This is a genomic window from Thiohalophilus thiocyanatoxydans, assembly GCF_004366735.1.
Lineage (GTDB): Bacteria > Pseudomonadota > Gammaproteobacteria > UBA6429 > Thiohalophilaceae > Thiohalophilus > Thiohalophilus thiocyanatoxydans.
Genome location: NZ_SOQX01000004.1, coordinates 66,594 through 87,640, shown reverse-complemented (window position 1 = coordinate 87,640; position 21,047 = coordinate 66,594). Strand labels below are relative to the sequence as shown.

Annotated in this window: 24 protein-coding genes; 10 read left to right on the top strand and 14 right to left on the bottom strand. The window is 57.6% G+C overall.

Features of this window, described 5'->3' with window-relative positions; all coding sequences use genetic code 11:
• Positions 1–32 precede the first annotated feature (32 nt).
• Together EDC23_RS08665 and EDC23_RS08660 are read right to left on the bottom strand one after the other, a co-directional pair.
• The gene (locus EDC23_RS08665; protein ID WP_134083600.1) at positions 33–656 is read right to left on the bottom strand and encodes a lytic transglycosylase domain-containing protein; all 624 of its coding nucleotides are present in this window, start codon (positions 654–656) and stop codon (positions 33–35) included.
• 95 nt (positions 657–751) lie between these two features.
• Complete coding sequence (locus EDC23_RS08660; RefSeq protein ID WP_134083598.1) at positions 752–1,408, bottom strand: thiopurine S-methyltransferase; 657 nt, start codon at positions 1,406–1,408, stop codon at positions 752–754.
• Between the two features lie 243 nt (positions 1,409–1,651).
• Between EDC23_RS08660 and EDC23_RS08655 the strand changes: the two genes are divergently transcribed.
• Positions 1,652–2,356 (top strand): MBL fold metallo-hydrolase, encoded by a 705-nt coding sequence (locus EDC23_RS08655; RefSeq protein WP_134083596.1) that lies wholly within the window; start codon positions 1,652–1,654, stop codon positions 2,354–2,356.
• A gap of 294 nt (positions 2,357–2,650) precedes the next feature.
• On the opposite strand, the gene EDC23_RS08650 is transcribed toward EDC23_RS08655, so the two are convergent.
• Complete coding sequence (locus tag EDC23_RS08650) at positions 2,651–3,493, bottom strand: class I SAM-dependent methyltransferase (protein ID WP_134083594.1); 843 nt, start codon at positions 3,491–3,493, stop codon at positions 2,651–2,653.
• A gap of 244 nt (positions 3,494–3,737) precedes the next feature.
• Here EDC23_RS08650 and ispG point away from each other — a divergent pair, with 244 nt between their 5' ends.
• Complete coding sequence (ispG, locus tag EDC23_RS08645) at positions 3,738–4,967, top strand: flavodoxin-dependent (E)-4-hydroxy-3-methylbut-2-enyl-diphosphate synthase (RefSeq protein WP_134083592.1); 1,230 nt, start codon at positions 3,738–3,740, stop codon at positions 4,965–4,967.
• 212 nt (positions 4,968–5,179) lie between these two features.
• On the opposite strand, the gene mltF is transcribed toward ispG, so the two are convergent.
• The 3 genes from mltF to EDC23_RS08630 all read right to left on the bottom strand — a co-directional run bounded on the left by mltF (position 5,180) and on the right by EDC23_RS08630 (position 8,573).
• Positions 5,180–6,490, bottom strand: a complete 1,311-nt coding sequence (mltF, locus tag EDC23_RS08640; RefSeq protein ID WP_166668816.1) for a membrane-bound lytic murein transglycosylase MltF — start codon at positions 6,488–6,490, stop codon at positions 5,180–5,182.
• A gap of 35 nt (positions 6,491–6,525) precedes the next feature.
• Positions 6,526–7,428 carry a DMT family transporter gene (locus EDC23_RS08635; protein WP_134083588.1) on the bottom strand — a complete coding sequence of 301 codons (903 nt, stop codon included), beginning with the start codon at positions 7,426–7,428 and terminating at the stop codon, positions 6,526–6,528.
• Positions 7,429–8,003: 575 nt separating this feature from the next.
• The gene (locus EDC23_RS08630) at positions 8,004–8,573 is read right to left on the bottom strand and encodes a hypothetical protein (RefSeq protein WP_134083586.1); all 570 of its coding nucleotides are present in this window, start codon (positions 8,571–8,573) and stop codon (positions 8,004–8,006) included.
• A 160-nt stretch (positions 8,574–8,733) separates the two neighbouring features.
• On the opposite strand from EDC23_RS08630, the gene EDC23_RS08625 reads away from it, so the two are divergent.
• The gene (locus EDC23_RS08625; RefSeq protein ID WP_134083584.1) at positions 8,734–9,039 is read left to right on the top strand and encodes a segregation and condensation protein A; all 306 of its coding nucleotides are present in this window, start codon (positions 8,734–8,736) and stop codon (positions 9,037–9,039) included.
• A 2-nt stretch (positions 9,040–9,041) separates the two neighbouring features.
• Here the strand turns inward: EDC23_RS08625 and EDC23_RS08620 are convergent, their stop codons facing one another.
• Positions 9,042–10,943 (bottom strand): ATP-binding cassette domain-containing protein, encoded by a 1,902-nt coding sequence (locus EDC23_RS08620; protein WP_134083581.1) that lies wholly within the window; start codon positions 10,941–10,943, stop codon positions 9,042–9,044.
• Positions 10,944–11,061: 118 nt separating this feature from the next.
• Here EDC23_RS08620 and EDC23_RS08615 point away from each other — a divergent pair, with 118 nt between their 5' ends.
• Positions 11,062–11,268, top strand: coding sequence for a YdcH family protein (locus EDC23_RS08615; protein ID WP_134083578.1), 207 nt, complete (start codon positions 11,062–11,064; stop codon positions 11,266–11,268).
• A gap of 74 nt (positions 11,269–11,342) precedes the next feature.
• The gene (locus tag EDC23_RS08610; RefSeq protein ID WP_134083575.1) at positions 11,343–11,990 is read left to right on the top strand and encodes a thioredoxin family protein; all 648 of its coding nucleotides are present in this window, start codon (positions 11,343–11,345) and stop codon (positions 11,988–11,990) included.
• A gap of 12 nt (positions 11,991–12,002) precedes the next feature.
• Here the strand turns inward: EDC23_RS08610 and EDC23_RS08605 are convergent, their stop codons facing one another.
• Positions 12,003–12,290 carry a hypothetical protein gene (locus EDC23_RS08605; protein ID WP_243830751.1) on the bottom strand — a complete coding sequence of 96 codons (288 nt, stop codon included), beginning with the start codon at positions 12,288–12,290 and terminating at the stop codon, positions 12,003–12,005.
• Positions 12,291–12,595: 305 nt separating this feature from the next.
• On the opposite strand from EDC23_RS08605, the gene EDC23_RS08600 reads away from it, so the two are divergent.
• The gene (locus tag EDC23_RS08600) at positions 12,596–12,835 is read left to right on the top strand and encodes a hypothetical protein (RefSeq protein WP_134083569.1); all 240 of its coding nucleotides are present in this window, start codon (positions 12,596–12,598) and stop codon (positions 12,833–12,835) included.
• A gap of 20 nt (positions 12,836–12,855) precedes the next feature.
• Positions 12,856–13,314, top strand: coding sequence for a hypothetical protein (locus EDC23_RS08595; RefSeq protein WP_134083566.1), 459 nt, complete (start codon positions 12,856–12,858; stop codon positions 13,312–13,314).
• A 223-nt stretch (positions 13,315–13,537) separates the two neighbouring features.
• Here EDC23_RS08595 and EDC23_RS08590 read toward each other — a convergent pair whose 3' ends face one another.
• A complete protein-coding gene (locus tag EDC23_RS08590; protein ID WP_134083563.1) occupies positions 13,538–13,966 on the bottom strand; it encodes a DUF2384 domain-containing protein in 429 nt (142 codons plus the stop codon).
• Between the two features lie 313 nt (positions 13,967–14,279).
• Between EDC23_RS08590 and EDC23_RS08585 the strand changes: the two genes are divergently transcribed.
• Both EDC23_RS08585 and EDC23_RS08580 read left to right on the top strand, forming a co-directional pair.
• A complete protein-coding gene (locus EDC23_RS08585; RefSeq protein WP_134083560.1) occupies positions 14,280–14,660 on the top strand; it encodes a hypothetical protein in 381 nt (126 codons plus the stop codon).
• A 19-nt stretch (positions 14,661–14,679) separates the two neighbouring features.
• The gene (locus EDC23_RS08580; protein WP_134083558.1) at positions 14,680–16,164 is read left to right on the top strand and encodes a 2Fe-2S iron-sulfur cluster-binding protein; all 1,485 of its coding nucleotides are present in this window, start codon (positions 14,680–14,682) and stop codon (positions 16,162–16,164) included.
• Positions 16,165–16,187: 23 nt separating this feature from the next.
• Here EDC23_RS08580 and EDC23_RS08575 read toward each other — a convergent pair whose 3' ends face one another.
• Complete coding sequence (locus tag EDC23_RS08575; protein WP_134083555.1) at positions 16,188–16,478, bottom strand: hypothetical protein; 291 nt, start codon at positions 16,476–16,478, stop codon at positions 16,188–16,190.
• A gap of 339 nt (positions 16,479–16,817) precedes the next feature.
• On the bottom strand, positions 16,818–17,714 hold the full coding sequence (locus EDC23_RS08570; protein ID WP_134083552.1) for an AEC family transporter: 897 nt from the start codon (positions 17,712–17,714) through the stop codon (positions 16,818–16,820).
• 202 nt (positions 17,715–17,916) lie between these two features.
• On the opposite strand from EDC23_RS08570, the gene gloA reads away from it, so the two are divergent.
• Positions 17,917–18,303: a lactoylglutathione lyase gene (gene gloA / locus EDC23_RS08565; protein WP_134083547.1), complete on the top strand. Its 387-nt coding sequence runs from the start codon at positions 17,917–17,919 to the stop codon at positions 18,301–18,303.
• A gap of 121 nt (positions 18,304–18,424) precedes the next feature.
• Here the strand turns inward: gloA and EDC23_RS08560 are convergent, their stop codons facing one another.
• From EDC23_RS08560 to ilvD, 3 genes are all read right to left on the bottom strand, one after another.
• Positions 18,425–18,793: a nucleotide pyrophosphohydrolase gene (locus tag EDC23_RS08560; RefSeq protein ID WP_134083544.1), complete on the bottom strand. Its 369-nt coding sequence runs from the start codon at positions 18,791–18,793 to the stop codon at positions 18,425–18,427.
• A gap of 72 nt (positions 18,794–18,865) precedes the next feature.
• Entirely contained in the window at positions 18,866–19,084 is a 219-nt protein-coding gene (locus EDC23_RS08555; RefSeq protein WP_134083541.1) for a hypothetical protein, read from the bottom strand.
• Positions 19,085–19,184: 100 nt separating this feature from the next.
• Complete coding sequence (ilvD, locus tag EDC23_RS08550; protein WP_134083538.1) at positions 19,185–20,864, bottom strand: dihydroxy-acid dehydratase; 1,680 nt, start codon at positions 20,862–20,864, stop codon at positions 19,185–19,187.
• Positions 20,865–21,047 lie beyond the last annotated feature (183 nt).

Sequence of the window (21,047 nt, the reverse complement as noted above, 5' to 3'; positions counted from 1 at the left end):
ACTCGTTACTCGTACCTCGTCCCTTTATTTATCTAGGGCCAATTACTGTAAAACGCGCGTTTTTCCAGGACTTTTTTTACGTATTTGCGGGTTTCGGGATACGGCGGGATGCCCTGGTAGTGGTCGACGGCCTCTTCCCCGGCATTGTAGGCGGCCAGAGTCAGCTTGATCTGCTCGGGATAGCGCAGCATCAGATCCCGCAGATAGCGCACCCCGCCTTCGATGTTCTGCTGCGGACTGTAGAGGTCGGTCACGCCGTAGCGCTCGGCGGTAGCCGGCATCAGCTGCATCAACCCGGAGGCGCCCTTGTGGGAGGTGGCGTTGGGGTTGAAAAAGGATTCGGTATGGATCACCGCCTTGATCAGAGCGGCGTCGATCTGGTGCTGATTGGCCACGGTGTAAATGATGTTCTCGAAACGTAAATAGTTGGCCGCCGGCGCGGTATTGAAACTGTTGTGACCGGCGGCGTAACGTTCCAGACTCACCGGATTGCGGCTCTTGCATACCAGTTTGTGGTCGCTATCAAGTTTGGGGTGATCGGTGATGGTGCGCGAGCCATCGGGCAACTGATAGAGATAATACTCAGCCGCCTGAGCGGGCCCTGTCGCCCACAGGAGGCCCAATGACAACATAATACCTGTCACACCCTGTTTCATGCTGCGAGGTTCCCTGCTTGTTTTTCTTTGTTTTCAGGTCGATAGAGAGCTTATCGCTCCCCGCTGCCAACCAGTTTTAGTGACTTTCAGCCGGTTCAGAGCGGGGTCAGCCGGTATACCGACTCCCTGAGCCAGTCGAGCCCCCGCTTCTTGAAGCGCTCGTTCCGGGCCAGCGCGTCATCCGTTTGCAGGCAATCGATCTGATAACGTTCGCTGTACAACGCCTGAATCTCGGCCTCGCTTACGGCAAAAGGCGGACCGTCCATCCTGGCGGGATCGTAATCCAGGGTAATCAACAGGTGCGGGGCGACGGTCGGAACGAGCTGATCCAGAGTCTCGACATAAGCGCGGCGCATGGCCGGCGGCAGGGCGATCAGTGATGCCCGATCATACACCGCATCGATCGGGCCGATGTCCCCGGCTGTCAGTTCGAACAGATCGCCGCACAGCAGGGTAATCGAAGCGCTTTTCCAGGTATCGCAACGGGCATTGGCAATCCGTTGCGTTCTGAGGTGATTCTCGGCAAAGAAGTTCTTCACCGCAACGGGGCTGATCTCCACTCCGATCACCTCATAACCCTGCTCGGCCAGCCAGATAAGATCCAGACTCTTGCCGGACAACGGCACCAGCACGCGACCGCCCGGTTTCACGGCCAGGCTGTCCCAGTGCTCGCGCAAATGGGGATGCACCTCATCGAGATGAAACCCGATCAGGTTATTTTCCCAACGCTCGTGCCAGAAATCCGGTTCCATGCCCTGCTCCAAAAATCAAACGGCCCGACAGTTTACCCTTTCCCGGCCCGGATCCGAACCCTTGTCAGGATAATTTCACCGCAGAGGATTTATGTCCTCCGGGGGGACACAAAGGTCACAGAGATTTTGATGAATTGATGCTTCTCCTTCGTGTCAGCTGTGATAACCAAGTTTTAAAACGGGTTTTATCCGTCGGGGCGATTGGCCTATGATAGGCCTGATGAACGGAACAGGAGGCAGGCCATGACCCGGATTGTGAACAATGACCAGTACAGTATCGACGCGCTGGAACTGGGGCCGATGGAGAATTTCATCTACGTGCTTACCGACCATGGCAGCGGGCGTGCCGCGGTGGTGGATCCGGCCTGGGATGTCCACCAAATTCTCGCCCTGGCCGAACAGCGGGGCATCAGCATCAGCGACATTCTGCTCACCCACAGCCACCACGATCATATCAATGGCATCGAACAGGTGTTGCAAAAATACGATGCGCAACTGCACCTGCTCAAACCCGAGGCCGAGTTCTGGGGCAAGCACCTGACACTGCCGACCCTGCATCATGGCGGCGATCGCATCAAGGTAGGCGACACCGAGATACAGATATTACACACCCCCGGCCACACCCCCGGCTCGGCCTGCTATCACATTCACGATCAACTGATCACCGGCGATACCATGTTCGTCTGGGGCTGCGGAAGGTGTGATTTGAGCGGCGGCGATCCGGAGCAGATGTACGACACCCTGCGTAAACTGGCCAAACTGCCCGGCAACACCGTCACCCTCCCCGGCCACAACTACGCGGATCAGACCACCGCAACCATGGAAGAACAGGTCCAGGGCAATCCCTTCATGCACTTCCACGACAAAGACAAATTCGTCGATTACCGCATGCACATCCACGACCGCGTCCGGGAAGAGCCTTACCATGCCGAGCCGGCGGACGATTGATAATTCGGTGGGAGTTAACGCGGAGGTCGCAGAGACGCGGAGCCGCGGAGCCGCGGAGATAAAAAAATTACTTGATTTGTCGTTCTACTTCTACAGCGAACAAAGTTATCCTGCTAGAAGCTTTGACAAAGCACGATAATCTGTTATTCGCTTATGAAATTGGCTGACTAACAATACCAATCAGGGCAAACATCCATGTTTTGCTCCGCGCCTTTGCGCCTCTGCGTCCTCCGCGTTGTTTTCCAGTACCCTAGGAAATGATCCAACGGCAGACCATGCCTGCCGTTCAACGCATTATTTCTCGGCGACGATGTAGATCATCCAGGATTCCTGGTTTTCCACTTCGGTGACTTCTTCGTATTCACCGGTGCCTTCCAGCTCGTCATCGTCGTCATCGCTATCTTCGTATTTTTCCCAGTAGACCCGTGACTTGCTGAACCCGGCTTCTTCGAGAAGTTCGCGGACTTCGGGGATGGCCCAAAGGCGCCATTCGTAGGTGAAGGCGTTTTGCATGCGCGAGCCATCGTCGAATTCGAAGTGGATGGCGCATTTCATGTGGTGGTCGATGGGATTGAAGGCGACATGCTCCCAGATGTAGGTGGCCGGCTCGTCCTCGATCTCGGTCTCTTCTTCGACCACGTCCTCGCACTCGGTACCGCCGAACAGGTCCAGGATCAACAGGCCGTCGTCCACCAGGCTTTCGCGGGCCTTTTTAAAGTAGTCGATCAGCTCATTGCGCTTCTCGAACAGGCAGTAGCTGAAGTTGAAGGCGCAGACGATATCCACCTTCGGCTCGGTGACATTGCGCACATCGTCGATATGCAGGGTGATGCGATCGGCCAGATCGCCGCCTTCGGCCTCGATGTTGTGCTTGCGGCCCCACTCGACGGTCTCTTCGTCATAATCCACGCCAATGGCGGTACGTTGCGGATCCGATTTGCACCACTCGGCGGCCAGGTAGGCCGTGCCGCAGAAATCTTCTTTCATGGTCAGGGCCTTGCGGCCGCGCAATTCCGGGAACACCTGGTCAAAGAAGGCGACTTCCGCCTCCGGGGCCTGCACCGACTTCTGGTACAACACATGCCGGTCCGCCTGATCGGCCATGGTCGGTTTGTTGCCTGCCTGTTGTTTTGCCATTTCCTGTCCCCTGTTTCGATTGCGTTGGTATTCGTATTTCGGGCGCTATTATATAGGGTTTACACCGGTTTTGTATGAGCGATTGCGCGGAAATTGCCTGTTTCCCCGGCAATGGCGCTGGACGGCGGGTTATTCGGAGCCAACCGGGCGGCCCCTGGTGCAGTCAAAATTTTGCGCCAGGCCCCGCTGATTTAAAACGGATATGGTATGATCCTGCCTTTGCGGTCAATGGCTTACAGATAGCATGAGCAATCCGGTTCAACGCCAGCACACGGTTCCCGTCCAGGTCGGCCACGTCACGGTGGGCGGTGACGCCCCGATCGTGGTGCAGTCGATGACCAATACCGACACCGCCGATGTGGCCGCCACGGTCCAGCAGGTGCGCGAACTGAGCCAGGCCGGCTCCGAACTGGTGCGCATTACCGTCAACAGCGCCGAGGCCGCCGCGGCGGTTCCCCGTATCCGCGAAGCACTGGACAGGACCGGCTGCACCACCCCCCTGGTAGGTGACTTTCACTTCAACGGCCACAAGCTGCTGAGCGATTATCCCGACTGCGCTGCCGCGTTGAGCAAATACCGCATCAATCCCGGCAACGTGGGCAAGGGCAAGAAGCGCGACGAGCAGTTTGCTCGCCTGATCGAGGTCGCCATCGAGTACGACAAGCCAGTGCGCATCGGGGTCAACTGGGGCTCGCTGGATCAGAACCTGCTGGCGCGAATGATGGACGAGAATGCGAAACGGCCCGAACCGCGCGAACCGACCGCGCTGATGCACGCGGCGGTGGTTACCTCGGCGCTGGAGAGTGCCCGGCAGGCCGAGGAGCTGGGCCTGCCACATGACCGGATTATTCTCTCCTGCAAGATGAGCGGGGTGCAGGATCTGATCCGGGTCTACCAGGATCTCTCGGCCCAATGTGATTACCCGCTGCACCTGGGCCTGACCGAAGCCGGCATGGGCTCCAAGGGCATTGCCGCCTCCAGCGCGGCGCTCTCCGTGCTGTTGCAACAGGGGATCGGCGACACGATTCGTATCTCCCTGACCCCGGAGCCCGGCGGCGATCGCTGCCAGGAAGTGATGGTGGCGCAGGAGATCCTGCAATCCATGGGGCTGCGCGCCTTCACCCCGATGGTCATCGCCTGCCCCGGCTGCGGCCGCACCTCCAGCACCTACTTCCAGCAACTGGCGATGGATATACAAGGTTACCTGCGTCGGCAAATGCCGACGTGGCGTGAACAATATCAGGGCGTGGAAGAATTATCCGTGGCGGTCATGGGTTGCGTGGTCAACGGGCCGGGTGAAAGCAAACACGCCAACATCGGCATCAGCCTGCCCGGCACCGGCGAAAAACCGGTCGCCCCGGTCTACGTGGACGGCGAGAAAACCGTGACCCTCAAGGGCGACAACATCGCCGGCGAATTCCAGCAGATCATCGACGACTACATCCAGCGCCACTACGCCGGGAACCGGAAGTGATCACCACGAAGACTCGAAGACACGAAGAAAGAAAAACTCTATAGTGTGTCTTCGTACTCCTGTATCTTGTAGCGCAATCATAACGCTCTCAGGCTCAACGAGCTTTGAAAAGACACCTGAACGCTGAAAAGCAAAGATTGATAAGTTTTTCTTCGTGTCTTCGAGTCTTCGTGGTGAGTTTTTTTACTCGTACCTCGTCCCTGCCCGAAGGGCTATTCGACCTTGAGGGCCTGCAGCAGCATGTCGTGGTAGTTGCGAATACGCCGTACGTAACGCACGGGCTCGCTACCGCGGGCATAACCGTATCTGAGATCCTCGTAATATTTTTTCTGCGAGAGCAGCGGCAGTACGTCGCGAAAGTCGTGCCACAGGTTGGGGTTCTTGCCCTGGTTACGTGCCAGCTTGCGCGCGTCATAGATATGACCCATGCCCACGTTATACGCCGCCAGTGCGATCCAGGTGCGATCCGGCTCGGTGATGGCCTCCGGTAATCGACCGCGCAGGTTCGCCAGGTATTTGGCGCCGCCCATAATACTCTGTTTTGGATCCAGCCGGCTCTGAATTCCCACCTCTTTGGCAGTGATTTGGGTCAACATCATGATACCGCGCACCCCGGTGGGACTTCGGGCGTGGCGGTTCCAGTGGGACTCCTGATAGGCCTGGGCGGCCAGCAAGGTCCAGTCGATACCGTATTGTTTCCCGGCTTCCTGAAACAGCTTCTGGTATTGCGGCAGTACACGTTCAACCTTGCGCCGAAACGCCCGGGTATCGACATAATCAAAGACTTCGATGAATCCGTAATACTGATTGATCAGGGCCTGCAGCTGACCCTCTTCCTCATACTGATCCAACCAGTCGTTCACCGCGTCTTGTAGTCCATCTGCATTGGCGGGCATTGCCCAGGCCAGGGGCTGGGGATCGCTGAGTTCAAAACGCACCGACAGTTCGGGCATGTAACGCTGGTTGACCGCGACGATATTGGAGTCGCCGACGGTGCAATCGAGCTTGCGTTTCCAGACCTTCTCAAGCAGAAATTCGGTGTTGTGTTCCGGATGAACTTCCCAGGCCAGCTCGGGGGTCTCCTCCTGCAAGCGATTCAATTGTTCGACATAACTGGTTTCGGCGGGGACTTCGATCGAGAGGCCCACCAGATCCTCAGGCCCGGAAGGCCGGGCACCGCGCCGGTGGCACACTACCTGTTGGGTGACATCCTGGTAAGAGTCAGAAAACAGGACGCGATCCTGACGCTGTTTGGTGCGGGTCAATCCGGCTGCGGCGATATCGGCTTCCCCCTCGGCGACCAAACCCAGAATATTGCCCGGATTATCGCTCATGACCAATTCCAGCTCCACGCCCAGCTCCTCGGCAAAAGCGGAGATCAGTTCATATTCAAAACCGGTATCGCCATCACGACCCACATAGTAGGTGGTCGGGGCGTTGCGGGTGACCACCACCAGTTTGCCCTCTTCCTGAATACGCGTGATATACGCGTCATCGCCACAGGCGGTCAGCGAGACTGACAACAATAAAAGTCCACCAGCACACCAACCACCGCTCATTACACCGCAGCGCTCGCGGTTCGATTGCGCAAATAACGAATTATCCGTTCGCCCCATTGATATAATCCCATCCCCAGCAGGATCAGTGCCGCGCCCAGATAGAGTTCGAGGCCGATCTGTTCCTGGTTGAATATCCGCCCAAACAGCAGGGCCAGTACCGGTGTCAACAAGGTTACCAGCGCCACGCGACTGGCATCAATCTGTTTGAGGACATAAAAGAACATAATAAAGCCCAGTACCGAACCGAATACGGCGAGATATACTATCGATCCGGCCGCACGTGCCCCGATCTCCGTCGGCCATTGGCCATCCAGCAACAACCAGACCAGCAGGTAACAGGGTGCCGCCACCAGCAAGGCACCACTGGTGGAATCCAGTCCCGACAGGTGCGCATCGATCTTCTTGACCAGTACCATGCTCAGCGAATGCAGGCAGACCGCCAGCACCACGGCCGCAATGCCGTAGCCCGCCTGCTCGCCCAGATGCAGTCCCCGGGCAAACACCACGATCAATCCACCCAGCGCCAGCAGTATCCCGAGCAGTTTCGGCAGGGTCAGGGCCCGTTCATTCAGCCACAATGCCGCCATCAAACCGGTGACGATCGGGGTCAACCCGAACAGCACCGAGATCAGGCCCGAAGGAATATACTGCGCGCCCCAGTAGACGGAGGTCATCGCGCCGAACACGCCAATGCCTCCGGCCAGATAACTCTTCAGTGCCTGACGATCGCGCGGCAGAGTCCGGGATAACAGGGTTAACAGCAGCACACAGACCAGCGCACCGATCCACATGCGCGCGGCCACGCCGAACAAAAAGCCCGGCCCTTCCCCGCTCCACTTGATGGCCAGCGGTGTGGTCGACCAGATCAATACCACCCCGATATAGGCAGTCGGCACCGACATTGTTTTCTCCCGTTCTCTTTAAATAGTTAGGCCCGAAACGAAAAAAGCCACAGTCTTCAGGCTGTGGCTTTTCGGAAAATCGCGGTATTGCTTGTGTTTAACTGCGCAACAACCACTCCGTCGGCCACCCACGGCGCATCGCCCAGACACGCAGGCGTACCGGGCAGGCAAACATCTTGGTGATATGAAGGGTGTTAAACATGCTATTGAGTTTGCGTTGAGAATCGGCGGGTGTCAAGCGCCGGTCACGTACATGTTCACTGGGAAATAACGCGGAGGACGCAGAGACGCGGAGAAAACAAATAATTTAGTTTGATAACTCTGATTTACCACGGTTATTTCAATTGTTTCGCTGAGTGGTCACCGGGTATTTCATTTTTCCTGCGTGGCTGTATCCAGCCTTTCAACTGACTATGAGCTTTATCGACGACAAGAGTCGAAAAAAACAAATCAGTTTACTTCTCTGCGACTCCGCGCCTCCGCGCGACGTACAGGGATGTACTAGTGTCGCGGGAGGCAGGATGCCGAGAGCGACCCTCCGCGTTAATTTCCAGAGCGCCGAACAAAGGAAGAAGTCAGCGGACGTAGATGTATTTCCAGTCGACCCCGGTCGCCTCGCGCAGGCGCTTGAGGATGCCGTCGGTGGGCACGGCTTCGTGGGGATAGATGTTGTACAGCTCGATGAACAGGTGCGCAAAGGCGCCGGTTTTACGCCAGTTGAGGTCGGTGGCGTGACTTTCGGCGCCGCATTCGGGACAGATGTAACGGTGGTTTTGCGGATCGGCCCGCCAGGCGTCGATGAGGGCAGCCCAGTCCGTCTCGCGGTGGCGGCACTGGCGACAGTGGACCTGCACCTGCTGCGGACCACCGCGAAACTGTAAGTGTCCGCTGTACAGGATGCCGGCATGACAGAACTGCTCGGAACCGGGGACCTCCGGTTCGAATTCCACCGCCGGCGAACAGCCGAGAAAACTGATGTGTTGCAGGAAACTGGGACCGGCCGCGTAGCGCTGCCCCGGCAAGTCATCAACCGACTCGCCGATCAAACCGGCGTCTTGCAGACTGGCGATCAGCGTCCCGGTATCCGCCGGACGATAGTCGGGATCCTGAGGATACAACAGCAGTGAAGGCAAGGACGATGACATCAACAACCCCGATAAATGCGAGGGCGCCAGTATACCAGCGCCGTGGCGGGGATTAACCCCATGAATTTTCATGTATGCCGGAATTTTCGGGGCGATCCGGGCCCCGCAAAATGCTAGAATCGACAGTCTACAGACAAGTAATGAATGATGGTGCCAACGAATGAGCCGTGACGACTATTCCAAAGAAGAGCAGATCCTGCAGACGATGCGCAAGGTCCTGACCGATGTAGCCAAGGACACCTATACCAAGCCGGGGCTCAAACATCCGCTCTCGGAGGAAACCATTATTTCCATTCGTGATTGTCTGGGCCTGATCGCCTCCCGCGAGAAAGAGCTGGCCGATGAAGCCGGCCGCCCCAGCGAGAAGCGTCCACGTTATGTGGACGAGCCGCAAAAATCCACGGTCATCCCGATCGATACCAGCGGCCTGAAGAAGAAAAAGTCCCCGGATTCCGAGTCCGACTGACGCTATTCCAGCTCTTCCCAGCGCTGGAAACAGGTTTCCAGTTCCGCATTGATCTCATCGAACCGCTGCAAAGTCTGCGCAATCGTCTCGCCGTCCTGCTGATAAAAGGCGGGATCGCCGATCTGCGCCTGTAACTGCTGCTGTTCCTGTTCCAGTTGTTCGATCCGCCCCGGCAACGCCTTCAACTCCTGCTGCTCCCGATAGCCGAGCTTGCGTTTGGTGGCCACCTCGCTGTTCTCCCGGCTCTGATCCGGTGACGCCGCGTCACCGCCCGTGGCAGCGGCTTTTTCCGCAGCGCTCAGATAGGGATGCTGCTGACGATAGCGATACCAGTCGTGATAGCCGCCGACATATTCGTTGACCACCCCTTCGTCCTCGAACACCAGCACGCTGGTGACGACATTATCCAGGAAGGTCCGATCGTGACTGACCACCAGCAGGGTGCCCTGGTAATTCATTAACAGATCTTCGAGCAGCTCCAGGGTTTCCACATCCAGATCATTGGTCGGCTCGTCCAGCACCAGCAGGTTGGCCGGCTGAGTAAACAGTCTGGCCAGCAACAGGCGATTGCGTTCGCCGCCGGAGAGACTCCTGACCGGGGAGTGCACCTGTTGCACCGGGAACAGAAACTCGCGCAGATAACCGATAGCGTGACGCTTGCGGCCCTGGACCTCGATCATGTCGCTGCCCTCGTTGAGGTTGTTCAGGACCGATTTTTCCGGATCGAGAATCGCCCGGTGCTGATCGAAATAGGCCGTTTCCAGTTTGGTGCCCAGGCGCACCTTGCCGCTGTCGGGTGTCAACTCGCCGAGCAGGATCCGGATCAGGGTACTCTTGCCGACCCCGTTGGGGCCGACAATGCCGATACGATCGCCGCGCATGATGCGGGTGGAAAAGTTTTTCAAGATGGGCTTGCCCTCAAAGGCAAAGGAAACGTTCTCCACATCCGCCACCAGCTTGCCGGAGCCCTGTGCTTCATCCAGATTGAGCCGGACCTGGCCCTGTTGCTCCCGTCGCTGGCGGACATCCTCGCGCATCGCCTTCAGCGCCCGGACCCGGCCCATGTTGCGGGTGCGCCGCGCCTTGATCCCCTTGCGGATCCAGGCCTCCTCCTCGGCCAGTTTCTTGTCCTGCCGCGCCCGCTCTTTCTCCTCGGCATCCAGCAGCTGTTCCTTCTTTTCCAGATAGTGCTGGTAATTGCCGGGCCAGGACGTCAAGTGACCGCGATCCAGCTGGACGATGCGGGTGGCCAGACTCTGCAGGAAACTGCGGTCATGGGTAATGAACACCAGACAGCCCGCATAGCCCAGCAGGAATTGCTCCATCCAGGTGATGCCCTCGATATCCAGATGGTTGGTCGGCTCGTCCAGCAGTAACAGATCCGGTTCACTGACCAGGGCGCGGGCCAGCAGCACGCGGCGCTTCATACCCCCGGAGAGGGTGACCAGCGGCGCCTGCTCGGGCAGATCCATACGGCTGATCGCCGAGGCAACCCGCTGCTCCAGCCGCCAGCCGTCCACCGCTTCCAGCTGCTGTTGCAGTTCGGTCAGACGCGCGATCTGTTGCGGCGAGTCATCCAGCTGCTGCAGGGCCTGATGATAGGCCGCCAGCACTTCCCCGGTCTCCTGCAGGCCCCCGGCCACCACCTCGAACACGGTCTGTTCCGAGGTGTGCGGGACCTCCTGGTGCAGATGGGCGATGCGCAGGGTATCCGGATGCCAGATCTCGCCCTCGTCGGGCTGGATATCGCCGTTGAGCAGGTGCATCAGGGTCGACTTGCCCGAGCCGTTGCGCCCCACCAGGCAGACCCGCTCGCCCCGCTCCAGTTGCAGGTCGACGTGATCCAGCAGCGGCCGCGCCCCGAAACTGAGGCAAACGTCTTTAAAAGTCAGAATAGGCGGCATGAACATCAGCACCGATTTGAAGGGCGCCCAGTATAACGTATCCGGCAACGTTACAGGGACGCTTCCGCAGCGAACCTGCTTGGGCTAGAATGGTTCTCCCGTCAACAGGTTCCGCGCTATGGATGAACACGAAGCTGCACAATTGCATCACAAGTTGCAGTTACTGGAAACGGAGCATCGCGATCTGGACGATATTATCAACCGCCTGGCCGAGGATCCGACCATGGATCAGTTGCAGTTGCGGCGCATGAAACAACGCAAGCTGTTGCTCAAGGACCTCATTACCAGGCTGCGCAGCCGACTGATTCCGGATCTCAAGGCCTGAACGGTGATCGGCCACAAGAGTCTTATAGAGAGAACCCATCCCGTCAACCTCACTACTCAAGCGACGTTTTTACCATGTCCCGACCTGTCCCAGATGCCGAAATTTTGATTGCCACCGGCTGTGCCCACTGTCCCGCCGTACTCCAGGCGCTGTCCGATTTGATCAAGGAGGGGCTGATCAGCGAACTGCGGGTCAGCAATATCGTGGTCGATCCCGCCCGCGCACAGGAACTGGGGGTGCGCACCACGCCCTGGACCCGCATCGGTCCCTTCACCCTGCCGGGCAACTATTCGCCGAAAGAGCTGCGCCACTGGGCCCAGCAGGCCGGTAGCGAGGAAGGGATTGCCGATTATATTCGCAGCCATCTCAAGGACGGGCAGTTGCAGCAGATCGAGGACTTTCTGAATCAGCATCCCGAATGGCTCGAAGTGATCATTTCCCTGCTGGAACAGGAAGATCTGGAGATCCAGGTTCGCCTGGGACTGGATGCAGTGCTGGAATCCCTGGCTGGCAGTGACGCCCTGAAACAACTGACACCCGAATTCGCCCGGCTGTCGGAACATGACAACGCCCAGATCCGGGGTGACGCCACCCACTACCTGGCCCTGAGCGGCGATCCGGCGGTGCGCCCGCAGCTGGAGAAGCGACTGGAAGATGATTCAGCGGAGATTCGCGAGATCGCCCGCGAAGGGCTCGATCACCTGGCCGCCGCCTCCGGCTGATCCGCGCCCGACTCAGGTGTCGTCGGCGCTATCCAGCTGTTGCAACGCCGCGTCCAGTTCCCCCTGATCGATGGGAAACGGCAGGGCCGCATGAATCGGAAAGCGCCGGGCCACCCGTTCGAACTGATGTAAATACTCTTTTTCGTAAAACACGATCACCCGGGTACCTGGCAGGCGCTGGACCAGCGCCATCAGGGTCTCCAGACTGCTGGTGCGATCCCGAAAATCCGACTGGAAGTTGAACTCGGTGACGATCACCTGAGGCCGGCGCTTCTTCAACAACTTGGCGGCCTTGCGCATCGAATCGATAGTTTCGACCTCAAAGCCGTGCTGTCGATAGAGCGGACTGAAGTCGGGATAACCGCCCAGCTCGACAATCGCCAGCAGTTCACGTGGATTCTGTGTGGAAATGGTCGGACTCCCTTGAAATACCCGGATATAAACCGCACCTAGACTAGCATATTCCGATCGACTTATTGAGCTGCCGCAGATCAGGCAGTATGCTTGTCAGTCGTTCACAACACCGCCGCCAACCGGCGAGCAACCTGTTTGTTAATCAATCGGTTAAACCAAACCGCTACATATCTCAGCACAAGGTGGAGATTATGCCGTATTACCTGTACAAGATGAATGAGGGCGTCAGCTCCATGATCAAGAATCTCGAATGTCTGGATGAGTTCGAGTCGTTCCAGGAGGCCAAAAAGCAGGCCCGCGCCAAACGTCAGGAACAGGATCCGGATGACAAGGTCATCTACAAGGTGATCTTCGCGGCCAATCAACTGGCGGCCGAAGAAATGCTGACTGAAAAGCGCGAAGAACCGATCCTGCGGGAATGGGAAAAATAATCCCTTACCGTTGCTGACCCGTGGAAGAAGACGAATACAGATCCACGTATCACGAGATCAACGATCGACGTTGCGTCTTCGAAAAGAGCGTCAACTCACGCCGCAGTACCTGCGAGCATGGGCGACGGTTTAATCTGGCGGATCGTGAGGGTGTCGCCTGCAGTTCCGAAGCCGGTAACCGGCGCTGCCAGGTGTTTCTCGACATGATACGGCGTAATGCCAGCTTCGCCCTGCAGCAACGGCACATCGACGGCCCCCTGCCGCACGCCAAAGAAGTAAAGGTTCAGACAGGCGGTTTGCTGGGCCTGCAGGGTCTGTTGCATCCGCAACAGGCGGAGGCCGGGCAGGTGGATAATATCGCGGGCTTACTGCGTGAGGCGCAGGATCGCTACAGCGAATTTGAACAACTTCCCTATACCGAACTGGTCAAGACCATCGTCCGCTTCGAAGGCCGCAGCAAGCGCCGACGCCGGCGCTGATCCCGATTCAGTAAGAGCCCGTGAGCATTTTCACGCCGGCAGACTCTGCTTCACTGATCCGTGCAGTGCAGTTCAAAACCCTTGAGGTTATCGAAAAAAGTGATTCAGGCCGGGGGCGTTCAGTATCTTTCGGTGTTTCGGCGGGCATTATCACGACCCCGACTGGACAACGGCATGGTCAGTCGGGGCAACCAGCGAGCCTGCGCCAAAAGCTGATCGGGGCTTATTTACCGCTGGCGCCGGTTCGACTGTCATTGAACCAGTCATAGGCACAGTCGAGATGGGCACGAATACGCATCATCCCGTCCAGCCCCTCATCGACCATCACCCGCAAAGGTGAGCGATCCTGAAACTGTTTATTACGCTGTTTCATCCATAGAGCACCCATGGCCGGATTGTGCGGATAGGTCGTGCGCAGAGCATCAACAATCCCGACAATATGTTCCAGCCGCTCATCCACTTCATTGGTCTGGGGAAACGGGGTATCTTCTCGATAACGACGCAAGGCGCGGGAAGGCGTTTTCGGCGGCAAATTCAACAGATCAACCTGCTGCTTGGCAGTCATGCCCCAACTGTCCAGAATGGACATGATGACACGGGTCAGCTGTACCCGCTCAACAGAACTCAGTTTGCCTGTGTGAACTTCACTCATAATAATCCTGCTCGCGATAACCGATTGCGTACAATCGAGTCTAATTTGTCATTCCCTATTATACAATAAACCGCAAAAACAGTGTTCCATTAACCCGCCCGTCAGGCGATGAATTTTCTCCACGCGCTCATTGGGGATAAACCAAATCCCGGAAAGATGATACGGTTAAAAGAGCGCAGAGGAAACACGCTGCCAGGATTCAAAGTGGCATTGGGTGTGTCACTGCAATAGGTTCGGGAGTCACCAAAGCCGGAGGGCAACTGACCCCGAATGTTTACGCGAACCTTTTTAGAGTATGGCAGGTCTTTTTAGTATGACTGATTCGCACACCTCATCCGGCCGACAGGCATCGCAACAGCGCTATGAGGCGCTTTCGCCGATTAATCAGCCACAGGTGCATATCCGCTTTGCGGGAGACTTCGAAGGCAACGCGGTGACCTGGGATGCCCGGTTGCACACCCTGCGCCACGAATACGAACAGTCCCTGTTGCAGCAGACACCGGCACCCGAAACATTGCGTCAATATATCCATATCCATGCCGCACAGGGTAAACTGCTTCCGATTACGGTCGCATTAAATGTGCCACTATTTGACGAGCCGACAATACTCAAAACCCTTATCATGATCCATAATTACAAAAGACTCCGGTTTGGTCGGCATGAATTCGGCCAGCCGGTGAGTTTCTCCGGCTAGCGCAACAGGCGAATTGACGATGGATCGACTGCTGACAGTTTCTCGCGCGGCGCGACTGGTTGGGGTTTCTCGCGGGACCCTGCAAAAACAGATTCAGGACGGGGAGCTGCCCAGCTTCGAGGGCATGGTCCGGCTCGACGACCTGAACCAGGCTTATCCGAACGTCGAGGTCGAAGACAACAGCATGCTCGAGAAGATCGAGCATATTATCGATAATGCCCTGCAGCGCGCCCGGGGCGACAAACTGCGCAAACTGATCACCCCCGATCTGGGAACCCTGGCGACCCGGGTCTCTCAACTCAGCAAGGAGCTGGCCGCGGCCCGTTATACCTCCGACTATCTGCAACAGCTTCTCGACGAGACCCGCCAGCGCCTGGGCGAGTTACAGGAACAAACCGATCCCCGCGAGGAGCTGCAGCAACTTACCGGCTGGCTGGACACCGCGCTCAAACAGGCCGGGGAACCACCCAGCCCCGATCAGCTGCTGACCCGGGATACCCTGCTGCGGGTGATTCTCGCCCAGGTCCATATCATGCCCAGCGGGCATGAATTTTTTGTCGAAGGAAACAACTCCATTCTGGACGCAGCGCTGAGTGCCGGCGTGGCGCTGAATTACGGCTGCAGTAACGGCAATTGCGGCAAATGCAAGGCACGGCTGATTTCCGGTGAAGTGCGCAAAATTCGGGATCACGAATACACCCTCGGCGAAGCGGAACAGAACCAGGGTTATTTACTGGCCTGTTCGAACACGGCGGTCACCGATGTCGTGCTGGAAGCGGAAGAAGCGCTCGATGAAGAGGACATTGAAGAGCAGGACGTCCCGGCCTATGTCAAAAAAGTGACCTATCTATCCGATGCGCTGGCTATTGTTTCATTGAACACCGTACGCAGTCACCGTCTGCGTTTTCTGTCGGGCCAAAAGGTTTTGCTCAGCAATGAAAGCGGTGACCACAGCTCGTACTATATCGCCAGTTGTCCCTGCGACGATCGAAGTCTGCAATTTCATATTGTTCGGGACAACGAACCATTCAGTGAGTATATCTTCAACCAGGTCAAGACCAACGACCCGATCGAGATAACCGGCCCGCAGGGCCATTTTATCCTGCAACGGAATATCGACAAACCAACGCTGTTTATCGCCGTTGATACCGGATTTGCACCGGTAAAGAGCCTGATCGAACACGCCCTGACTCTGGAGCTGGCGGATCATGTTCATCTTTTCTGGATTGCCACCGGGCACCGGACCCATTATCAGCATAATCTTTGCCGTGCCTGGATGGACGCCTTCGACCACTTTCATTACACCCCGTTATCGCTACCTGATAGCACAGGCGAACAACAGTGGCAGGCGCAATTAAAACAGATCGGCAACGAATACCCGGACCTGTCCGACTATGTGGTCTATTTCTGTGGGCCGGAACAGATGGCACAAACCGCGCGTGACGCTTTCACTTCACGCGGTTTGCCAAAGAAGAGACTGTTTACCGAGTATCATTCGGAATGAATAACGGCTACAGCGACAGCGGGTCACTCTGACTCTTTCAGCCATTTTTCCAGAGCGTCGATAATTTTCTGCGCCTGATCGCGGCTGGAGATATTGAATTTGGATTTTTGCTGGTACTGGCCATTACGCTTTTGATAACGCCGAATAGTAAACTTGTCCGGCCCGAACTCACCGGTTTTGCGGTCCATATCCTGGTAACGGAAAATAATGGTCGACCAGGCGCCCTTGGTCAGAATAACCTTGTCCAGCTGTTTGGAAACCAGGTTACCGTCTTCATGGTAGTCCACCGTCAGTTCGTCGATTTCTGCCGACATGGGTATGCCCTCGTCTTTCGTCTGCTAAATAACAGCGCCTAGGGTACCACAACAAACCCCGGGAGATTCCAGCACCCGGCGCAACGCTTTGCCGATACCCGTTTGGCCGCACTGATGACGCCTCTGCCAACCTGCTGCAGCAGCTGCGTCACCTGCTGTTACTGCGTCGGCTCTATCCGGGGCTGTTACCCGGCGCACTGGCCTGGCTGGTTCAGGGATTGGCGTTCTATTAGCTGTTGCAGATCAACGCGACCGCCCTGCCGCTTCCCACGGCACCGGGCATCTATGTACAGAGCCTGCTGGCCTGGCGCGGGATCCGTCCCGCCAACGATACCCCGATCAAACCGGCAACCAGCCATACCACAGGGGCAGCGAAATCAGACTGAGCAGCGTGCTCACGGTCACGGCGGCGGCATAGACCGTGGTATCCAGACCGTAGCGATCGCAAATCACCACCCCGATCACCATGCTGGGCATGGCCGCCTCCAGCACCACCGGCGCCAGCAGACGCGGCTCGAGATCCAGCATCAGGGCCCCGCCCCAGACCACCAGCGGCATCAATAACAGCTGGATCACCACCACCACGGCAACCGACGGCAAGCGGTCCCAGCGCAACACCTCCCAGCGCAGGCTCATGCCCAGTACCAGCAACATCAGCGGAATCACACTCTCACCCAGCATTGACAGGGTGTTTTGTAACAGTGCCGGTGCGGGGACATTGCCAAGGTTCAACGCCACGGCCAGCAGCGCGGCCCACAAGGGCGGGATGCGCATTAACCGATGACCGATCGACTCGCGCACCTCGCTCTGACCAAACTGCTGGGCCAGCAGAATACCCAGGGTAAACAGCAGCGGCGTGGAGGCGAACAGATCATATTGAATGGCCACACTGGCGGCCCACTCGCCAAAGACCGACACCAGCACCGGCAGGCCCAGATAATTGGCATTGGGAAACGCCGCCGCCAGAATCACCGCCCCGGTCACCGCCCGGGGCATCCGGCAGCTGCGACAGGCCAGCCAGCCGAGCAACAGGCCGACCAGTATACCCAGCGCGGCCAGGCCACTGATCTTGAGCGAGGAGATCCCCAGCGGGGCCTGCCACAGTATGGCCAGGATCAAGGCCGGCAACAGCAGGTTGTAGACCAGCCCGGTGATCACCTGGCGCGCCTTTTCGCTATCGACACCGCCGGGTGACAGATAGCGCCAGATGGCCCCACAGAGGATGATAATCATCATTGAAAAAAGGGTATCTACCACGCTTTACCTGCCCCGCTGATCCGTCTTCATTTCATCCCCCAACAACCAACCGGCCCGTTGTTGTCCCGCTCCCGGGCAGACCGGCCTGCTCCATTCTGGCATAGCCCGACGGCGGTCATGTTATACTTTCAACACTGTCTGAAATCCACTTTATAGCCCAAGCCTGTACCGGAGAAGTTTTATGCGCATACTGCACACCATGCTACGCGTCGGCGATTTACAGCGTTCGATCGATTTTTACACCAATGTGCTGGGGATGAAACTGCTACGCCAGAAAGAGTATCCCGAGGGGGAATTCACTCTCGCCTTTGTCGGCTATCAACCGGAAGAGGACGGCGCGGTGATCGAGTTGACCTATAACTGGGACACCGACAAGTATAATCTGGGTGACGGCTACGGTCACATTGCGCTGGAAGTGGATGATGTCTACCAGGCCACCGACGAGATTCGCCAGCGCGGCGGCAACATCCTGCGCGATGCCGGGCCGATGAACGCCGGCACCACCATCATCGCCTTCGTCGAAGATCCGGACGGCTACCCGATCGAATTGATCGGCAAGAAAAGTTAATCTCATTTTACTCTCGCAGAGGCGTTTATGCCCGTTGTTTGGGTGCCAAGACGCAAAGGAACATTTTATCCTTTGCGTCTTGGCGCCTCTGCGAGAGACCTGCAAGTACACTCAACAGAAACTATTTGGTTTTGTATTCGGTATATTTTTTGTAGCTGCCGCGAACCTGGTCGGCGGGATACTTGTCGGCATTGATTTGCATTTTCTGTTGCACCACGTCCAGCAGATCGATATCCAGTCGTTCGGCCAGGCGTAACAAATAGACCAGGATGTCGGCCATCTCATAGGCCACTTCCCGGTGTTTTTCCGGGGACAGGTTTTCACTTTCACTCTGCTTTAGCCACTGAAAGTGCTCCACCAGTTCGGCGGCTTCGACGATCAGCGCCATGGCCAGATTCTTGGGCGAATGAAACTGCTCCCAGTCGCGCTCTTCGGCAAAGGTTTTGAGTTGTTGCTTCAACGCCTGCAGGCTGGTATCGGTATCACTCATTGATGGCAGGTTCCCAGATAGATTGTATGTGCGGCGGTTTGTTGCGCCGCGGGACGACGTCAAACCCGACAGTCAGGTCGAGACATGACGCTGGCTGATCGAGATCATATCGCGATGTAACTCGAGCGCGTACCATTCAGTGACACTGATAATCTCACGCTGACCATCCAGATACTCGAGCAGCAAGGCTGACAGATAGTCATGGCGATAAACCGCCAGCCGGAGTCTGAGCAACTCGCCGTTGCGATTGGTGTACCAGTTCCCCACGACCGGATCTTCGGCAATAGCCATTAGCCTCTCCCCTTGTGACCATTCGTTGACGGCCCCGCGATAATCCCTGCGGGCTGCCGCTTCAGTCTGCTGTTGAGTACCCTATTCCGAGAGGGTATACCTATTCGTCGGTGACGCAACCGTGGGAGGCGTCCTTGACGGTCTTGACATACTTGAACAGCGTACCGCGCTGCGCGATATAGGGCGGCATCACCCACGCCTGACGCCGTTGTTCCATCTCCGCGTCGCTGACGTCCACATCCAGCCGGCGGGTTTCGGCGTCGATGGTAATCACATCGCCGTTTTGTATCAGTCCCAGCGGGCCGCCTTCCTGCGCCTCGGGCACCACGTGACCGATGATAAAGCCGTGCGAGCCCCCGGAGAAGCGACCGTCGGTAATCAACGCCACATCACCACCCAGCCCGGCACCCATGATCGCCGAGGTCGGGGTCAGCATCTCCGGCATGCCCGGTCCGCCCTTGGGGCCTTCGTAACGAATCACCACCACGTCGCCCTTCTGGATCTCGTTGTTCTCCAGCCCGGCGAGCATGGCTTCCTCGCGATCATAGACCCGGGCCGGTCCGGAGAAGCGCAGCCCCTCCTTGCCGGTGATCTTGGCCACCGAGCCGCCCGGCGCCAGATTGCCCTTGAGGATCTGAATATGTCCGCTGGCCTTGATCGGTTTGTCCACCGGCATGAAAACGTCCTGCTCCGCTTTCAGGCCGGGCAGTTCGGCCAGGTTCTCGGCCATCGTCTTGCCGGTCACGGTCAGACAATCCCCGTTGAGCAGATCCTGTTCGAGCAGGTATTTCATCACCGCCGGCGTGCCGCCGACGTTATGCAGATCTTCCATCACGTATTTGCCGCTGGGTTTGAGATCGGCGAGGAACGGTACCTTATCGCTGAGGGTCTGAAAATCGTCGATGGTCAACGGCACCTCCACCGCACGCGCCATGGCGAGCAGATGCAGCACCGCGTTGGTCGAGCCGCCCAGCGCCATCACCATCACGATCGCATTTTCGAACGCCTCGCGGGTCATGATGTCCCGCGGCTTGATGTCATTTTCCAGCAGGTGGCGGATTGCGTGGCCGGCCTGCAGGCATTCATCCAGCTTGCCCGGATCCACCGCGGGAATCGACGAGCTGTAGGGCAGACTCATACCCAGCGCTTCGATGGCCGAGGCCATGGTGTTGGCGGTATACATCCCGCCGCAGGCGCCGGGACCGGGGCAGGCGTGCTCGACCACGTCTTCGCGTTCTGCTTCGTTGATACGGCCGCTGATGAACTCGCCGTAACTTTGAAACGCCGAGACAATATCCAGGGTCTTGTCATGCGAGTGGCCCGGCTTGATGGTGCCGCCGTAAATCATCAGTGACGGGCGGTTGACGCGCCCCATGGCGATCAGCACGCCGGGCATGTTCTTGTCGCAACCCGGCAGGGAGATATTGGCGTCATACCATTGCGCGCTCATCACGGTTTCGATCGAATCGGCAATGATGTCGCGCGATTGCAGCGAATAACTCATGCCGTCGGTGCCCATGGATATCCCGTCACTGACCCCGATCGTATTAAAGCGCATGCCAACCAGGCCGGCGGCCTGGACCCCTTCTTTGACCTTGGCAGCCAGATCGTTGAGATGCATGTTGCAGGTATTCCCTTCCCACCAGACACTGGAGATGCCCACCTCGGCCTTGTTCATATCCTCCGGCGTCAGCCCGGTGCCGTAGAGCATGGCCTGGGACGCCCCCTGGGATTTGGGCTGGGTGATACGGGAACTGTATTTATTCAACTTCTTTGACATGCAATGCGCTCCTCAACGTGTGTCCGCAAGTGGCTCTCCCGCGACCGCAGTGACGTCCGGGGGCCCGCAGTATAAAACAATCCGCCCGGCCGCGCCGAATCGGTGAGCACGGGGACACAAATCCGACAAAAAAACATCAACCCGGCGGCGCCGGGGTCGATATCCTTGTCTGACGCAACCCGG

Excerpts from the sequence above, each read along its gene's own strand:
- EDC23_RS08585 (WP_134083560.1), top strand. The coding sequence starts at position 14,280 with ATGACTGATTCGCACACCTCATCCGGCCGACAGGCATCGCAACAGCGC.
- EDC23_RS08655 (WP_134083596.1), top strand. The coding sequence starts at position 1,652 with ATGACCCGGATTGTGAACAATGACCAGTACAGTATCGACGCGCTGGAA.
- EDC23_RS08630 (WP_134083586.1), bottom strand. The coding sequence starts at position 8,573 with ATGTCATCGTCCTTGCCTTCACTGCTGTTGTATCCTCAGGATCCCGAC.
- EDC23_RS08625 (WP_134083584.1), top strand. The coding sequence starts at position 8,734 with ATGAGCCGTGACGACTATTCCAAAGAAGAGCAGATCCTGCAGACGATG.
- EDC23_RS08590 (WP_134083563.1), bottom strand. The coding sequence starts at position 13,966 with ATGAGTGAAGTTCACACAGGCAAACTGAGTTCTGTTGAGCGGGTACAG.
- EDC23_RS08665 (WP_134083600.1), bottom strand. The coding sequence starts at position 656 with ATGAAACAGGGTGTGACAGGTATTATGTTGTCATTGGGCCTCCTGTGG.
- EDC23_RS08580 (WP_134083558.1), top strand. The coding sequence starts at position 14,680 with ATGGATCGACTGCTGACAGTTTCTCGCGCGGCGCGACTGGTTGGGGTT.
- EDC23_RS08600 (WP_134083569.1), top strand. The coding sequence starts at position 12,596 with ATGCCGTATTACCTGTACAAGATGAATGAGGGCGTCAGCTCCATGATC.
- EDC23_RS08555 (WP_134083541.1), bottom strand. The coding sequence starts at position 19,084 with ATGGCTATTGCCGAAGATCCGGTCGTGGGGAACTGGTACACCAATCGC.
- EDC23_RS08570 (WP_134083552.1), bottom strand. The coding sequence starts at position 17,714 with ATGATGATTATCATCCTCTGTGGGGCCATCTGGCGCTATCTGTCACCC.
- EDC23_RS08620 (WP_134083581.1), bottom strand. The coding sequence starts at position 10,943 with ATGCCGCCTATTCTGACTTTTAAAGACGTTTGCCTCAGTTTCGGGGCG.
- EDC23_RS08610 (WP_134083575.1), top strand. The coding sequence starts at position 11,343 with ATGTCCCGACCTGTCCCAGATGCCGAAATTTTGATTGCCACCGGCTGT.
- EDC23_RS08635 (WP_134083588.1), bottom strand. The coding sequence starts at position 7,428 with ATGTCGGTGCCGACTGCCTATATCGGGGTGGTATTGATCTGGTCGACC.
- EDC23_RS08660 (WP_134083598.1), bottom strand. The coding sequence starts at position 1,408 with ATGGAACCGGATTTCTGGCACGAGCGTTGGGAAAATAACCTGATCGGG.
- EDC23_RS08560 (WP_134083544.1), bottom strand. The coding sequence starts at position 18,793 with ATGAGTGATACCGATACCAGCCTGCAGGCGTTGAAGCAACAACTCAAA.
- EDC23_RS08650 (WP_134083594.1), bottom strand. The coding sequence starts at position 3,493 with ATGGCAAAACAACAGGCAGGCAACAAACCGACCATGGCCGATCAGGCG.
- gloA (WP_134083547.1), top strand. The coding sequence starts at position 17,917 with ATGCGCATACTGCACACCATGCTACGCGTCGGCGATTTACAGCGTTCG.
- EDC23_RS08575 (WP_134083555.1), bottom strand. The coding sequence starts at position 16,478 with ATGTCGGCAGAAATCGACGAACTGACGGTGGACTACCATGAAGACGGT.
- ilvD (WP_134083538.1), bottom strand. The coding sequence starts at position 20,864 with ATGTCAAAGAAGTTGAATAAATACAGTTCCCGTATCACCCAGCCCAAA.
- EDC23_RS08615 (WP_134083578.1), top strand. The coding sequence starts at position 11,062 with ATGGATGAACACGAAGCTGCACAATTGCATCACAAGTTGCAGTTACTG.
- EDC23_RS08605 (WP_243830751.1), bottom strand. The coding sequence starts at position 12,290 with ATGCGCAAGGCCGCCAAGTTGTTGAAGAAGCGCCGGCCTCAGGTGATC.
- ispG (WP_134083592.1), top strand. The coding sequence starts at position 3,738 with ATGAGCAATCCGGTTCAACGCCAGCACACGGTTCCCGTCCAGGTCGGC.